The 13,606-nt window shown below is 71.9% G+C and carries 16 protein-coding genes; 9 read left to right on the top strand and 7 right to left on the bottom strand.

Going from position 1 to position 13,606, the window contains the following annotated elements; translation table 11 throughout:
* Position 1: 1 nt before the first annotated feature.
* Positions 2–1,009, bottom strand: coding sequence for an alpha/beta hydrolase (locus tag OHA65_RS24560; RefSeq protein ID WP_328763575.1), 1,008 nt, complete (start codon positions 1,007–1,009; stop codon positions 2–4).
* A gap of 146 nt (positions 1,010–1,155) precedes the next feature.
* On the opposite strand from OHA65_RS24560, the gene OHA65_RS24555 reads away from it, so the two are divergent.
* The 4 genes from OHA65_RS24555 (at position 1,156) to OHA65_RS24540 (ending at position 3,004) form a co-directional block, all read left to right on the top strand.
* Entirely contained in the window at positions 1,156–1,371 is a 216-nt protein-coding gene (locus OHA65_RS24555) for a hypothetical protein (RefSeq protein ID WP_327285282.1), read from the top strand.
* Positions 1,372–1,540: 169 nt separating this feature from the next.
* Positions 1,541–2,197 (top strand): TetR/AcrR family transcriptional regulator, encoded by a 657-nt coding sequence (locus tag OHA65_RS24550; protein WP_327285281.1) that lies wholly within the window; start codon positions 1,541–1,543, stop codon positions 2,195–2,197.
* 158 nt (positions 2,198–2,355) lie between these two features.
* Complete coding sequence (locus tag OHA65_RS24545; RefSeq protein ID WP_030153467.1) at positions 2,356–2,583, top strand: DUF3107 domain-containing protein; 228 nt, start codon at positions 2,356–2,358, stop codon at positions 2,581–2,583.
* Positions 2,584–2,701: 118 nt separating this feature from the next.
* Positions 2,702–3,004 (top strand): hypothetical protein, encoded by a 303-nt coding sequence (locus OHA65_RS24540; RefSeq protein WP_371644708.1) that lies wholly within the window; start codon positions 2,702–2,704, stop codon positions 3,002–3,004.
* A gap of 120 nt (positions 3,005–3,124) precedes the next feature.
* Here the strand turns inward: OHA65_RS24540 and OHA65_RS24535 are convergent, their stop codons facing one another.
* Positions 3,125–3,883 (bottom strand): ferritin-like fold-containing protein, encoded by a 759-nt coding sequence (locus tag OHA65_RS24535; RefSeq protein ID WP_327285280.1) that lies wholly within the window; start codon positions 3,881–3,883, stop codon positions 3,125–3,127.
* Between the two features lie 491 nt (positions 3,884–4,374).
* On the opposite strand from OHA65_RS24535, the gene OHA65_RS24530 reads away from it, so the two are divergent.
* The 3 genes from OHA65_RS24530 (at position 4,375) to OHA65_RS24520 (ending at position 7,662) form a co-directional block, all read left to right on the top strand.
* The gene (locus tag OHA65_RS24530) at positions 4,375–6,453 is read left to right on the top strand and encodes a DEAD/DEAH box helicase (protein WP_405762433.1); all 2,079 of its coding nucleotides are present in this window, start codon (positions 4,375–4,377) and stop codon (positions 6,451–6,453) included.
* Between the two features lie 102 nt (positions 6,454–6,555).
* On the top strand, positions 6,556–7,413 hold the full coding sequence (locus OHA65_RS24525; RefSeq protein WP_327285278.1) for an alpha/beta hydrolase: 858 nt from the start codon (positions 6,556–6,558) through the stop codon (positions 7,411–7,413).
* A gap of 96 nt (positions 7,414–7,509) precedes the next feature.
* Complete coding sequence (locus tag OHA65_RS24520; RefSeq protein ID WP_327285277.1) at positions 7,510–7,662, top strand: hypothetical protein; 153 nt, start codon at positions 7,510–7,512, stop codon at positions 7,660–7,662.
* A gap of 70 nt (positions 7,663–7,732) precedes the next feature.
* On the opposite strand, the gene OHA65_RS24515 is transcribed toward OHA65_RS24520, so the two are convergent.
* The 4 genes from OHA65_RS24515 to OHA65_RS24500 all read right to left on the bottom strand — a co-directional run bounded on the left by OHA65_RS24515 (position 7,733) and on the right by OHA65_RS24500 (position 10,659).
* Positions 7,733–8,338: a MarC family protein gene (locus OHA65_RS24515; protein ID WP_327285276.1), complete on the bottom strand. Its 606-nt coding sequence runs from the start codon at positions 8,336–8,338 to the stop codon at positions 7,733–7,735.
* A gap of 61 nt (positions 8,339–8,399) precedes the next feature.
* Positions 8,400–9,266 (bottom strand): PHP domain-containing protein, encoded by an 867-nt coding sequence (locus tag OHA65_RS24510; RefSeq protein ID WP_327285275.1) that lies wholly within the window; start codon positions 9,264–9,266, stop codon positions 8,400–8,402.
* A 105-nt stretch (positions 9,267–9,371) separates the two neighbouring features.
* Positions 9,372–10,013, bottom strand: coding sequence for a DUF6758 family protein (locus tag OHA65_RS24505; RefSeq protein ID WP_327285274.1), 642 nt, complete (start codon positions 10,011–10,013; stop codon positions 9,372–9,374).
* Between the two features lie 61 nt (positions 10,014–10,074).
* A complete protein-coding gene (locus OHA65_RS24500; protein WP_327285273.1) occupies positions 10,075–10,659 on the bottom strand; it encodes a suppressor of fused domain protein in 585 nt (194 codons plus the stop codon).
* A 413-nt stretch (positions 10,660–11,072) separates the two neighbouring features.
* Between OHA65_RS24500 and OHA65_RS24495 the strand changes: the two genes are divergently transcribed.
* Positions 11,073–12,188, top strand: a complete 1,116-nt coding sequence (locus tag OHA65_RS24495; protein ID WP_327285272.1) for a magnesium and cobalt transport protein CorA — start codon at positions 11,073–11,075, stop codon at positions 12,186–12,188.
* Positions 12,189–12,220: 32 nt separating this feature from the next.
* Positions 12,221–12,748 carry a hypothetical protein gene (locus tag OHA65_RS24490; protein WP_327285271.1) on the top strand — a complete coding sequence of 176 codons (528 nt, stop codon included), beginning with the start codon at positions 12,221–12,223 and terminating at the stop codon, positions 12,746–12,748.
* Here the strand turns inward: OHA65_RS24490 and OHA65_RS24485 are convergent.
* Positions 12,738–13,532, bottom strand: a complete 795-nt coding sequence (locus tag OHA65_RS24485; RefSeq protein WP_405762431.1) for a hypothetical protein — start codon at positions 13,530–13,532, stop codon at positions 12,738–12,740. The genes OHA65_RS24490 and OHA65_RS24485 overlap by 11 nt on opposite strands.
* Between the last annotated feature and the right edge of the window lie 74 nt (positions 13,533–13,606).

The following is a 13,606-nucleotide window of genomic DNA, read 5'->3' as shown; positions in this document are numbered from 1 at the left end:
CTCAGCCTCTGCCGTCTTCAGAATTTCGGATGTCCCGGATGCCCTGGGCTTCCCGGTCGGTGTCGTGCAGCAGTTCCCGGAAGGCGCCCGCCACCACCTCGGGGTACTCCATCATCGCCACGTGCCCGGCCTCGGGCAGGCTCAGCAGCCGCGAACCCCGGAAGGCCGCCGCCGCCTTGCGCGCCATACGGTACGAGACCAGCTGGTCCCGGCCACCGTAGACCAACAGCGTCGGGGCGAGGACCCGTTGCGCCTGGCGCCACAGCCCGTGCTGCCCGCCGAGGGTGTACGCGTCGACGATGCCGCGCGAGGAGCGGCTCATCGCCTCCCAGAAGTACGGGAGGGCCATCCGCCGTTCCATCTCCTCGACGGCGTGGGCGAAGCCCTCCGGTGTCACCCGGGAGGGGTCTCCGTAACAGAGCGCCGTCACCCCTCGGGTGCGCGCCTCGGCGGTCAGCCCGCGGGTCAGCCGCAGAAACAGGGAGGCCGTCCCGGGGACGGCGAGCAGGGCCGTCGGGACGGCCGACCGCTGCACGCGCAGCTCGGGCAGTGCGGGCGAGACCAGCGTGAGCGTGCGCACCAGGTCGGGGCGGACCGCCGCGACGCGGGTGGAGACGGCGCCGCCGAGGGAGTTGCCGAACAGGTGCACGGGGCCGCGGTCGGCGGCGTCGAGGTGCCGGATGACCGCGCGGGCCAGCGCCGTGACCGAGTAGTCCCGGTCGGCGGGTGGCGGGGACCAGCCGAAGCCGGGCAGGTCGAGGGCCTCGCCGTCGACGGTGTCCTCCAGCTGCACCATGAGGTCCGACCAGTTCGTCGACGAACCGCCGAGTCCGTGGACGAAGAGAGCGGGCGGCAGACCCGTGCACGCCGGGGGCCGGGACCGGACGGCGAGCTCCAGTCCGGGCAGCACCACGGTGCGCAGCTGCTCCCCCTCGGCGACGTGGACGGCTCCCACCTGGGAGGACGCCTCGGATGTGGATCGCACACCCGGCAGCTCGGTCGAAGACATGCGGCCAATGTTACGAGACGATCACGTCCGGACTCTTGTGTTCGGCATCACAGATGCATGGGGATCCGCGTAGCGGGGTATCCGCGATCCTCCTAGGCTCGTAGGTGAGGCACACCCGCGAGGGGAGAGGGAAGAAGGGGAGCCACATGACCGTCGACCCCGCAGAGCCGGACACCTTCCAGGAGCGCTTCCGGGAGTCCCTCGACGCCGAGGCGCCCGAGGCCGATGCGGCGGAACAGCTGGCCGAGTTGCAGCCCGACGACGATGACCGGGTCACGGGGGTGGACCGCGACGAGGCCGCGGACGGGGACGCCGTCGAGCAGGCGCGGGTGGTGACCCTGGACGAGGACGACTACCGCTGACCAGCTCCGGCTACCGCCCGGTACCCCTGCCGAGCGCCGCTGACCAGCGCCTCCGGGCGGTCCGTACAGCGAGAAAACTCGGCTTCGACCCTACAGATTCGGTTACCGAAAAGTACGATGGCGGCGCGGCGCAGAGCGCACTGTGTTCTTAGAGAAAGTGGGAGGCGGCGTGACAGCCATCGAGCAGACGGAGGCAGCGCGTCCCCGGGGCACGCGACTGCCGCGCCGAGCCCGACGCAACCAGCTCCTGGGTGCGGCCCAGGAGGTTTTCGTTGCGCAGGGGTACCACGCGGCGGCGATGGACGACATCGCCGAGCGTGCCGGCGTCAGCAAGCCCGTCCTTTACCAGCACTTCCCGGGCAAGCTCGACCTCTACCTGGCGCTCCTGGACCAGCACTGCGAGGCCCTTCTGCTCGCCGTGCGGACGGCCCTGGCGTCGACGACCGACAACAAGTTGCGCGTGGCCGCGACCATGGACGCCTACTTCGCGTACGTGGAGGACGAGGGCGGCGCGTTCCGGCTGGTCTTCGAGTCCGACCTGACCAACGAGCCCGCGGTGCGCGAGCGCGTCGACCGCGTCTCGCTCCAGTGCGCCGAGGCCATCTCCGACGTCATCGCCGAGGACACCGGCCTGTCCAAGGACGAGTCGATGCTGCTCGCCGTGGGCCTGGGCGGGGTCTCGCAGGTCGTGGCCCGGTACTGGCTCTCCAGCGAGAGCCCGGTCGCCCGTGACACGGCGGTGGGCCTGCTGACCTCGCTGGCCTGGCGCGGCATCGCCGGCTTCCCGCTGCACGGCACCGAGGGCGGGCCGGCGGCTCAGGCCTGACCCCGACAGAGGAGGCCGACGGGGCCGGCGGGGCCTGACCGGCCGCTGTTCGCTGCGAGCGTGGCCTGAGCGCCGCATCCGCGTCCCCTCTCCGGGCTAATGTGGACCGGGTACGGCGCGGCTGATCGCGCACAACCGACCATCGGAGGGACAAAGCCGTGGAGGTCAAGATCGGCGTGCAGCACGCACCCCGGGAGATCGTGCTGGAGAGCGACTTGAGCGCCGAGGAGCTGGAGCGCATCGTCACCGCTGCGCTGACCGGTTCGGAGCCGCTGCTGAGCCTCACCGACAACAAGGGCCGCAAGGTCCTGGTGCCGGCAGACCGCCTGTCGTACGTCGACCTGGGCGAGCCGAGCGTGCGCAAGGTCGGTTTCGGCGCGCTCTGACGCACCCGAGAACTGAGTGGAACGGCCCGGTGGTTGATCCCACCGGGCCGTTTCCCTTTCTTCCGCTTCGGGTAGGACCGCAGTGAACCGGTTTGCCCCTGACCCGCGGGAGGCCCACATGCTGCTGATGGAAGCGCTCGGCTCCGCCCTCCTGGGCCTCGCCCTTGCCGGAGTGGCCTTGCGAGTGCTGCCCCGGCGGCTGCCGTCCCCCAGGATGGTGCTGGTCAGCGGGGTGCTGGGAGCCCTGTTCGGGGCGTACCTGACGCAGTTCGCGCTCGGCCCGGGGCACAACACGCTGACCGCGACGCTGGTCGGCTCGGTCCTGGTGTCCGCGGTGGTGCTGTCGCTGTTGCTGCGCCCCGCCTCGGGGCCCCGGCGGCCCTCCCACCGGACTCCGTTTTCACTTCCGTCGCAGGGCTGACCGGTCTTCCGACTCGTCTGACTCCTCCGACTCCTCCGACTGACGACGTACGCCGGCCCCGGCGCGGAATTCCGCGCCGGGGCCGGCGTACGAGCGGGGTGGGCCGAGCAGGTAGGACGGTCAGGCGGCGAGGCCCAGTGCGGCCATCCGCTTGGTGTGCGCCTTGGTGATCCGCGTGAACATCTCGCCGACGGCCGCCAGGTCGAAGCCTGCGGCCATCCCGTCCACGCCGCCGACCAGCATGGTGGAGAGGGCGTCGCGCTCGGCGACGACGCGCTGTGCCTGCGAGAGCGCCTCGCCCATCAGCCGGCGGGCCCACAGCGCGAGCCGGCCGCCGCAGCGCGGGTCGGCCTCGATGGCGGCGCGCACCTTCTCGACGGCGAAGCCGCCGTGGCCGGTGTCGTCCAGCACGCTCACGACGAGCGCGCGGGTGTCGCTGTCCAGGTGGGTGGCGACCTCGCGGTAGAAGTCGCTGGCGATCGAGTCGCCGACGTAGGCCTTGACCAGGCCCTCCAGCCAGTCCGAGGGCGCGGTCTGGCGGTGGAAGTCGTCGACGCCCTTGGCGAAGGGCTCCATGGCGGCGGTGGGATCGGCGTCGATGGCCGCCAGCCGGTCGCGCAGCCGCTCGAAGTGGTGGAACTCCGCGGAGGCCATCTTCGCGAGCTCGGCCTTGTCGTCGAGGGTGGGCGCGAGCTTCGCGTCCTCCGCGAGGCGTTCGAAGGCCGCGAGCTCTCCGTACGCGAGCGCGCCCAGCAGGTCCACGACGGCGGCCCGGTACTGCGGCGAGGCGGAGGCGGCCGCCCAGTCCTGGGCAGCGATCCCGGTCGCTTCGGCGGCGGCGCTGTCGTCGGAGGGCGATGCGTTTTCAACGGTCGACATGCTCCGCACAATAGCCCGCCGGAAGGGCGCTCAAAGCATCGCATCAGGTCACTGCCGGTCTGCCTAAACGCGACTACCAGGTGAATTCACCCGACACACCTGCGCGATTCCGGGGTACAGTGGTAATGCGCCTGCCGGATACTCGGCGGGCCATCCGAATGAGGATGCCCGGTCGGTGGCCCGATCGGCTCCACCCGACCGCCCTCGGCGTGATGCGTACGTCCATGCGTACCGCCTCTCCACGAGGGGCCCCCTCAGCGGCACGAGCGCTTGAGCGAAGGCTAGTGGTCCCGCGCAGCTTCGTACGACCTGCCCGAATCTGGGCGGGCGCAGTACTGCAGCCAGGCACGGTACGACCCCCCTCGCCGCCTCGCGCCGCGTCTCACAGAAGAGGCAGCACCCTGACTACGTTCCGAGACCTCGGGATCTTTCCCGAGACGGCCGAAGCCCTTGAGGCCGTCGGCATTGTGTCCCCCTTCCCGATCCAAGAGATGACCCTCCCCGTCGCCCTTTCCGGCACGGACGTCATCGGCCAGGCGAAGACCGGAACCGGCAAGACGCTCGGTTTCGGCCTTCCGCTGCTGGAGCGGGTCGTCGTCCCCGCGGACGTCGAGGCCGGCCGGGCCACGCCCGCGCAGCTGACCGACTCCCCGCAGGCCCTCGTCGTCGTCCCGACGCGCGAGCTGTGCACCCAGGTCACCAACGACCTGCTGACCGCCGGCAAGGTCCGCAACGTCCGCGTCCTCGCCATATACGGCGGCCGCGCGTACGAGCCCCAGGTCGAGGCGCTCAAGAAGGGCGTCGACGTGATCGTCGGCACCCCGGGCCGCCTGCTCGACCTGGCCGGCCAGCGCAAGCTCGACCTGTCGCACGTCAAGGCCCTCGTCCTGGACGAGGCCGACGAGATGCTCGACCTGGGCTTCCTGCCCGACGTCGAGAAGATCATCAACTACCTCCCGGCCAAGCGTCAGACGATGCTGTTCTCGGCGACCATGCCGGGCGCCGTCATCGGCCTGGCCCGCCGGTACATGACGCAGCCGACGCACATCCGCGCCACCTCGCCCGAGGGCGAGGGCGTGACGGTCGCCAACATCAAGCAGCACGTCTTCCGTGCGCACAACATGGACAAGCCGGAGCTCGTCTCCCGCATCCTGCAGGCCGAGGGCCGCGGGCTGGCCATGATCTTCTGCCGTACCAAGCGCACGGCGGCCGACATCGCCGAGCAGCTGGAGAAGCGCGGCTTCGCGTCCGGTGCCGTCCACGGTGACCTGGGCCAGGGTGCGCGCGAGCAGGCGCTGCGCGCGTTCCGCAACGGCAAGGTCGACGTGCTGGTGTGCACCGACGTCGCCGCGCGCGGCATCGATGTCGAGGGCGTCACCCACGTCATCAACTACCAGACGCCGGAGGACGAGAAGACCTTCCTGCACCGTGTGGGCCGCACCGGCCGCGCGGGCAACAAGGGCACCGCCGTCACCCTGGTCGACTGGGACGACATCCCGCGCTGGCAGCTGATCAACAAGGCGCTGGAGCTGGACTTCCACGACCCGGTCGAGACGTACTCCACGTCGCCGCACCTGTTCGAGGAGCTGCACATCCCGGCGGGCACCAAGGGCATCCTGCCGCGCGCCGAGCGCGTGCGGGCCGGCCTGAAGGCCGAGGAGCTGGAGGACCTGGGCGAGACCGGCGGCCGCGGTGGCCGTGGCGGTCGCGGCCCGGCCGCGGCAGCCCCTGCCGAGGAGCGTCCCGCCCGTACGCGCACCCCGCGCCAGCGCCGCCGTACGCGCGGCGGTGCCGAGGTCGCCGAGGTCGCGGTGGACGGTGCCGCCGTCACTGCGGTGGCACAGGTTCCCGAGGACCCGGCCGCCGAAGAGCCGCGCAAGCCGCGTCGCCGCCGGACGCGTTCCGTGACGACGGCGGCCGCCGTGGCCGCCGAGGCTCCGGTGGCCGTGGCCCCGGTCGCCGAGGCTCCGGTCGCGGTCGCGGTCGCCGAGGTCGTGGTCCCGGCCGTCGCCGTCGCGCCGGCCGCCGAGGCTCCGGCCGCGGAGGCCCCGGTCAAGGCCCGCCGGACCCGGACCCGCAAGGTCGCCGAGGCCACGGTCGTGGCCGAGCCGGTCGTGGCCGAGCCCACCGGGGCCGAGCCGGTCAAGGCCGACGCGGTCAAGGCCGAGCCGGTCCGGGCCCGCAGGGTCCCGACCCAGAAGCCCGTCCTCGCCCAGGTCACCCCGATCGCCGAGTCCCCCGCCGCGGAGGCCACGGTCGTGGCCCGCCGGTCCCGGACCCGCAAGGTCGTCGACGCGGCGCCGGAGCCGGACTTCCAGGTGGCCCCGCCGGTGGAGCCGGTCAGGGCCCGCCGGGCCCCCGCCCGGACCCGCAAGGTCGCGGAGGCCGCCCCGGTCGCCGAGGCCGCCGCGGCAACCGAGGAGGCTCCGGCGAAGCCGAAGCGCACCCGGACCCGCAAGGCCGCCGCTGCGGTCGTCGAGGCCCCGGCCGCGGCGGTCGCCGAGGAGGCTCCGGCCAAGCCGAAGCGCACCCGGACCCGCAAGGCCGCCGCGGAGACCACCGAGGCCTGATCCGCGTTCCGCCGTCCGGTGGCCCCGGTCCCCTTCCGAGGGGGCCGGGGCCACCTGCGTACCCCGACTGGACACGCCCCTACGGACCGGTAACCTCTGGCCATGAGCAAGCCGCCCCGCCTCACGCTGCCGTCCGGTGCCCGCGCGTACCTCCTGTCCACCGCCCGCGGCGACTTCGCCGTGCACGAGGCCGGCGAGCCGGTCCGCGGCACCGCCCTGCTGGTCCCCGGTTTCACGGGCAGCAAGGAGGACTTCATCGGGCTCCTGGAGCCGCTGGCAGCGGCGGGGTACCGGGTCGTCGCCGTCGACGGGCGCGGCCAGCACGAGAGTCCCGGCCCGCGCGAGGAGTCGGCGTACGCCCTCCAGGAGCTGGCCCTGGACGTCCTCGCCCAGACCGCCGCGCTGGACGGGGCGCCGGTCCACCTGGTCGGCCACTCGCTGGGCGGGCTGATCGCGCGGGCCGCGGTACTGCGCGACGCGGCGCCCTTCGCCTCCCTCACCCTGATGAGCAGCGGGCCCGCCGCCATCTCCGAGGAGCAGCAGGAGCGTACGAAGCTGCTGGTCGCGGCGCTGGAGGCGATGCGGGAGGACATGCCGGGGGTGTGGACGGCGATGCGGTCCTTCGACCCCGAGGACGCGGTGCCCGACTCCCCCGAGCTCGCGGAGTTCCTGCGCGGGCGGTGGCTGGCGACGGTGCCCGAGCAGTTGATCGCCACGGGCCGGATCCTGGTCTCCGAGCCGGACCGGGTGGACGGGCTGAGCGGTGTGGACCTGCCGAAGCTGGTGCTGTCGGGCGAGGTCGACTACGCGTGGCCGGTCCCGCTGATGGACGACATGACACATCGCCTGGGTGCTGAGCGGGTGGTGGTGGCGGGTGCCGAGCACTCGCCGAATGCGGAGGATCCGCAGGTCACGGCGGGTGCGCTGGCCGCGTTTTGGGACGCCCACCCGCACGGTTAGTTAGCCAGTGAAAAAATTTCCTTAGCGTAGGGAATGTTTGCCTCTTACACTTCGTTGGAACAGTGCAAGGAGAACACTGACGAAGGGAGAAGCCCCATGCGCTTCGAGATTCTGCGCCTGGACGACGTCGACGGATCCGCCGTGGACAGCACCGTCGTGGACGCGGCCTCCGTCAACCGGATCGTGCAGCACGCGGCCGCGATAGGCCAGCGCATACTGATCCGACCGGCCGAGAGCGCGTCCTCCTGACACTCCACACGCACGAGCGAAACGCCCCCGCACCGATCCGGTGCGGGGGCGTTCGTGTACGCGGTGCCGGTCAGGCGCCGTGCACGACCTGGAGCACGCCGTTGATGATCTGCTGGACGGCGATCGCGGAGAGCATCATGCCGGCGAGACGCGTCACGAGGACGACGCCGCCGTCCTTGATCACCCGGATGATCACCAGGGAGTAGCGCATCGTGATCCACAGCACCACGTGCATGGCGATGATCGCGGACCAGACCGAGAGCTGCCCGCTGACCCCGTCCGCCTTCTGCACGGCGAGGATGACGGACACGATCGCACCGGGGCCGGCCAGCAGTGGCATGCCCAGCGGGACGAGGGCGACGTTCACGTCCTTGGTCTGCTTGGGCTCGTCGTTCTTGCCGGTGAGCAGGTCGAGCGCGATGAGCAGGAGCAGCAGACCACCCGCGATCATCAGCGCGGGGACGGAGACGTGCAGGTAGTCCAGGATCTGCTGGCCGCAGATGCCGAAGATGGCGATGACGCCGAAGGCCACGCAGACGGCCTGCCAGGCCATGCGGCGCTGCACCTTGGCGGGGCGGCCGGAGGTCAGGGCGAGGAAGATCGGCGTGATCCCCGGGGGGTCCATAATCACGAAAAGCGTGAGAAATAGGGATCCGAAGACGGCGAAGTCAAACACAGTGATGCCTTGCAGGAGAGAGGGGTGTTACGAAGGAAGAAGAAAGGGCGGACGGGCGCGCTTACGCGCCGGTCGCTCCGCCGGCGCCCGGAACGGGGAAGGCCCCCGTCGCGCGGCGCGTGATCTCGCCGTAGATCTCGGGGTCCGTCGTGTACTCCCCGAGGCGACAGGTCTTGCGGCTGCCGTGGTAGTCGCTGGATCCGGTCGTGAGGAGCCCGAGCTCGCCCGCCAGGGCGCGCAGTCGCCCGCGCGTGTCGGCGTCGTGGTCCATGTGGTCCACTTCGATCCCGTCCAGTCCGGCGGACGCGAGCTCGGCTATCGCGGACTCGGGGACGCAGCGGCCGCGCTTGACCGCGGCGGGGTGCGCGAAGACGGTGACCCCGCCGGCCGCCTTGACCAGGCGGATCGCGTCGAAGGGGTCGAGCTCGTGCTTCTCGGCGTACGCGCGGCCGCCGTCGGCGAGCCAGTCCGGCGTGAACGCGTCGGACACGGTGGGGACGACGCCCAGCTCGACGAGGGCGGTGGCGATGTGGGGCCGCCCGACGGAGCCCTCGCCGGCGATCCGGGCCACCTGCTCCCAGGTGACGTCGACGCCGAGGTCCCGGAGCTTGCCGATCATGGCGTGGGCGCGGGGGGTGCGGTCGTCGCGGACCAGTTCCCGCTCGCGCGCGAGCTCGGGCTCCTCCGGGTCGAAGAGGTATGCGAGCAGGTGCATCCCGATGCCGTCGAGACGGCAGGACAGCTCCATGCCGGTGACGAGGGTGATCCCCTGCGGCAGTGCGGCAAGGGCTTCGGCGTATCCCCCGACGGTGTCGTGATCGGTCAGTGCGACCACGTCCAGCCCGGCGGCGGCCGCGCCCAGGACCAGCTCGGCGGGGGTGTCGGTCCCGTCGGAAGCCGTGGAGTGGGCGTGCAGGTCGATGCGCACGGCCGGTGCTCCAGGGGTCTCGCGGGTACGGGGGGACACCCCAGGATACCGCCCGCCCGCCGCGCGGGTGCCATGCCGCCGGCCGCCGGGCCCCGCGAGGAGGCCCTACGGACCGAGGACGCGGGGGCTCAGGGCGCCGCACGGGAGGAGTTCGACCTCGGCTCCCGCGTCCCGCAGGTCCGTCAACACCAGTTCGTCGTACATCAGCAGGCCCGACTGCTCGGGCCAGACGACGGCCCACAACCACAGCCCGCACGCCTCGCCGGCGAACACGGCCCGGTCGTCCGGGGCCCCCTTCACGTGCCACAGCGGTGTCGGGCGGCCCGCCGCGACGACCTTGGCGTGCGGCGGGGTCGAGACGTCCATGTACGTACCGGGGTCGGGGCCGTCGATCCCGGCGTAGCGCGCGCCGAGGCCGACTCCCAACTCCTCGGCGACCAGCAGCAGCTCGCCGATCCCACCGAGCGGTCCGGGGCCCGAACAGGCCACCGCGGTCGCCCGGCCCCCGCTGCGGTCGTCACCGGCCGCCGCCACCCCGGTGAACAGCCAGCCCACCGGCAGCGGCCACGGCATCCACACCGGCACCTTCGCCCGGTTCACCACCACGCCCAGGCCCTCGACGCTGGGCGGGATGACGGGTTGCAGGGGGTGCACCGTGCCGTGCAGCGCACACTGCCACGAGTCGGAGAAGAGCCCGGGCGCCCTGACCCGGCCACCGCACTTCGGGCAACTTGGTTCGCCCCTCATAAAAGGCCACGCTCCTCCCCGCCCGGCGCCCCGTCAAGACACGATCACCCGTCCGGATGTGTCAGTCCAGCGCCACGGCGGTACGAAGAGGATCCCGCAGATCCGTACCGTGCGACAGCCAGCGTTCCTGGAGCGCCGCAGCGCCGTGCACCCGCTTCCAGGCGGCCTCGTTCGCCGTCATCGGCAAGAGCGGCAGGAAGTGCACCGGGTCCATCGGCGCGTCCAGTTCGAGGTCCTCCACCAGCCCGCCCGGCTCGGCGACGAGCACGGAGGTGAAGGGGGCCCCGTCCCACAGCGGCCCGCCCACGTCGAGCGAGGCGCCGGGAGTCACGACCAGCCCCTCCACCTGCGGCGAGGCGCCGAGCACCGCGAGCGGGCGCAGCAGTTTGTCGGTGGGCGCCAGGCCCGCGCGGACGGTCAGTACGAGCTCGGCGCGCGGCCCGCGCAGCGGGTCGGCGACCACGACGGTCGGGTCGGACATCGGAAGCGCGGACATGCCGAGGGTCGCGTACCGCACGAGGTCGCCCTCGGCGAAGCGGAGCACCTCGATGCGGTCGGTGCCGAGGAAGGTGACGGCGGCGCGGGCGTCGGGTTCGCCGAGCGCGCTGCGCAGCCGGGCTTCCACAAGAGCCAGAATTTCTGCCATGAAGCGAGCATAGAACTCGTATGAGGCGGGTAAAGGGCGGGTCTTGACCATCCGTCGGCTGATAATGTTGACCGCTGGTCGGGGCCACACTCAGCATGGGGGCACCTCCCAGCGGTAGCTGGGGGCGTTTCGGGGCGTCCGGCGACAGGACGTCCTCCACGGAGGACCGGCCGGAGGAGGTGGGGCTGCAATGGATCGAAGTCGATCGTGCAGTACAAACCGCTCTTCCACTCCCCGTACGGGCGCGTTCCCGCCCGTTTGATCATCTGATCAGTCGAAGAGCGACGGCAGAACTTTGTCCTCCCGTCCTGTTCCTTCCGTCCGCCCGGGCCTGCCCGCCCGCCGCGGCCGTGCCATCCGGAAGGGACCTCCCACCCGTACGGTCCGCAGCCGTGCGTGCGAAGGAGCCTGCCATGTCGATGCTGCCCTACCTGCGTGCCGCCGTACGTCCGGCCCTTCGCAGGCCCACGCCCGTCCTGCCCGGCTACGACACCACCCGCGACCCGTCAGCGAGCAGTGCGGTCGTCGACTGCGCCGTGTACCGCGACGGCCGACGCGCCCTGGGGTCGGCCTGCCTGACGCCCCGTGAGGCGATGGCCCGGGTCCGCCAGGACGGCGGGTTCGCCTGGATCGGCCTGCACGAGCCGACCGAAGCCGAATTCGCGGGGATCGCCGCCACCTTCGGCCTGCACCCGCTCGCCGTGGAGGACGCGGTGCACGCGCACCAGCGGCCGAAGCTGGAGCGCTACGACGACACGCTCTTCACCGTCTTCAAGACGATCCACTACGTGGAGCACGCCGAACTGACCGCGACCAGCGAGGTGGTGGAGACCGGCGAGGTGATGTGCTTCACCGGCCCCGACTTCGTCATCACGGTCCGGCACGGCGGCCAGGGCTCGCTGCGGTCCCTGCGCCACCGTCTCCAAGACGACCCCGAGCTGCTCGCGAAGGGTCCCTCGGCCGTCCTGCACTCCATCGCCGACCACGTCGTCGACGGGTACATCGCGGTCGCGGCGGCCGTCCAGGACGACATCGACGAGGTGGAGAGCGCGGTCTTCGCCGCGCCCGCCAAGGGCAGTGCGCGCGGCGGCGACGCGGGCCGCATCTACCAGCTCAAGCGCGAGGTGCTGGAGTTCAAGCGGGCCGTCTCCCCGCTGCTGCGTCCGATGGAGCTGCTGAGCGAGCGCCCGATGCGACTGGTGGACCCGGACATCCAGAAGTACTTCCGGGACGTCGCCGACCACCTGGCTCGGGTGCACGAGCAGGTCATCGGCTTCGACGAACTGCTGAACTCGATCCTCCAGGCCAATCTCGCGCAGGCGACCGTCGCCCAGAACGAGGACATGCGCAAGATCACCTCTTGGGCGGCGATCATCGCCGTCCCGACGATGATCTGCGGGGTCTACGGGATGAACTTCGAGCACATGCCGGAGCTCCACTGGCGCTACGGCTACCCCATGGTGATGGCCGCGATCGCCGCATCCTGCTTCACCATCCACCGGGCACTGCGCCGCCACGGCTGGCTCTAGCCGCCGCCCGGGCACCCCCTACTCTGTTGCGCATGACTCTCAGCACGCTCGACCTCGCCCTCGTCGAGGAGGCCACCAAGAAGTCCGGCCTGATCTGGGTCCGCGGCTCCGGGGCCGACCGGGCCCTGTGGCACGCCTGGGTGGACGGCGCGGCCCACGTGCTGGGCGACGGGCCCGGGGAGCAGCCGTTCCCGGGGCTCACGGACGGCGGGTCCGCCGAGGTGACCGTGCGCAGCAAGGACAAGGGCGGCCGGCTGGTCGCCTGGACCGCGACCGTGCAGGAGCTCGACCCCCTCGGCGAGCAGTGGCGGGCAGCCGTCGCCGAGCTGAAGGGGAAGCGGCTGAACGCGCCCGACTCGGAGGAGATGACCGAGCGGTGGGCGCGCGAGTGCCGGCTGCTGCGCCTCGAACCGGTGACGGCGAGCACGGACCTGCCCGGCGGATCGCTGGCCGCGGTCCCGCTGGGCTCGCCGGCGGTCACCCGCCGGCCCGTCCCGGCCGCCCTGCCGAAGCTCCTGTTCCGGCGGAAGAAGACGGCCCGCCAGGACGCTACTTCGTAGGGTCCGAGCCCTGCCCGGAGCCCTTGCTCGGGCTCGGGCCGGGGGCGGGCCCCCCGCTCTGGCCCTTGGTCGTCGGCATCTGGGACCCGTAGTCGACGGTCTGGTCCTGCGCGGGCGCCTCCAGCGGGAAGGCCTTGCCCCATTCCGCGAGGTCGACCCGGCCGGCCCCGCCGGCCCGCTCCAGGCGCAGCGGGTAGGGGGTCCCTTCCAGGGAGACCGACAGCTTGCCGCCCTTGCCCTTGTCCACGGTGACCGGGACCGCGCGGGTGGGCCCGATCTTGGTGTACTCGCCCTTGGTCAGCTTCCCGTCCAGCCCGAGCAGCCCGTCGAGCAGTACGTGCATGTCGGTGAATCCGCGGAACTGCTTGTAAGTGGGGTCGCTCTCGGGCACCTTCACGTACTTGTCGCCGAGCTTGCCGGCCGAGTCGGACTTCCCCCAGAAAGCGGCGCTCGCCTTGAGGTAGAGCTGCTCCCCCACCCGCAACACCTGGAAGGTGTCCTCCTGCAGCTTCACCTCGCCGGAGCCGCCGTCCTTCCCGAGCCGCAGGTCGATCGCGAAGGACTTGCCGCCGCTGACGAGCGTGCCGGACAGGTGCACCGAGGCGGCGGCGCCGGCCGCGGCCTTCGCCTTGTCCTCGATCTGGTCGGCGGTGAGCTTGCCGACCCCGTTGGTGCCCTCGTCCGGGTCCGCCCCGCAACCCGTGCCGGTGACGGCCAGGCCAGCGAACAGGACACCGGCGAGGGCCGCCCGGCGCAGCCGAGCGGCGGGGAGGTAGGCGGTCACGGGCAGGTGCCTCTCGTCGTGCGTCTTCGAGCAGCAGGCAGCGTACCCGGCCGTAGCTCCGGCGCCGGGCGGGT

This window comes from Streptomyces sp. NBC_00045 (assembly GCF_045041095.1).
Lineage (GTDB): Bacteria > Actinomycetota > Actinomycetes > Streptomycetales > Streptomycetaceae > Streptomyces.
This window is presented reverse-complemented; position numbering and strand designations above follow the sequence as displayed.

Excerpts from the sequence above, each read along its gene's own strand:
- OHA65_RS24560 (WP_328763575.1), bottom strand. The coding sequence starts at position 1,009 with ATGTCTTCGACCGAGCTGCCGGGTGTGCGATCCACATCCGAGGCGTCC.
- OHA65_RS24555 (WP_327285282.1), top strand. The coding sequence starts at position 1,156 with ATGACCGTCGACCCCGCAGAGCCGGACACCTTCCAGGAGCGCTTCCGG.
- OHA65_RS24540 (WP_371644708.1), top strand. The coding sequence starts at position 2,702 with ATGCTGCTGATGGAAGCGCTCGGCTCCGCCCTCCTGGGCCTCGCCCTT.
- OHA65_RS24535 (WP_327285280.1), bottom strand. The coding sequence starts at position 3,883 with ATGTCGACCGTTGAAAACGCATCGCCCTCCGACGACAGCGCCGCCGCC.
- OHA65_RS24530 (WP_405762433.1), top strand. The coding sequence starts at position 4,375 with ATGACCCTCCCCGTCGCCCTTTCCGGCACGGACGTCATCGGCCAGGCG.
- OHA65_RS24525 (WP_327285278.1), top strand. The coding sequence starts at position 6,556 with ATGAGCAAGCCGCCCCGCCTCACGCTGCCGTCCGGTGCCCGCGCGTAC.
- OHA65_RS24520 (WP_327285277.1), top strand. The coding sequence starts at position 7,510 with ATGCGCTTCGAGATTCTGCGCCTGGACGACGTCGACGGATCCGCCGTG.
- OHA65_RS24505 (WP_327285274.1), bottom strand. The coding sequence starts at position 10,013 with ATGAGGGGCGAACCAAGTTGCCCGAAGTGCGGTGGCCGGGTCAGGGCG.
- OHA65_RS24500 (WP_327285273.1), bottom strand. The coding sequence starts at position 10,659 with ATGGCAGAAATTCTGGCTCTTGTGGAAGCCCGGCTGCGCAGCGCGCTC.
- OHA65_RS24495 (WP_327285272.1), top strand. The coding sequence starts at position 11,073 with ATGTCGATGCTGCCCTACCTGCGTGCCGCCGTACGTCCGGCCCTTCGC.
- OHA65_RS24490 (WP_327285271.1), top strand. The coding sequence starts at position 12,221 with ATGACTCTCAGCACGCTCGACCTCGCCCTCGTCGAGGAGGCCACCAAG.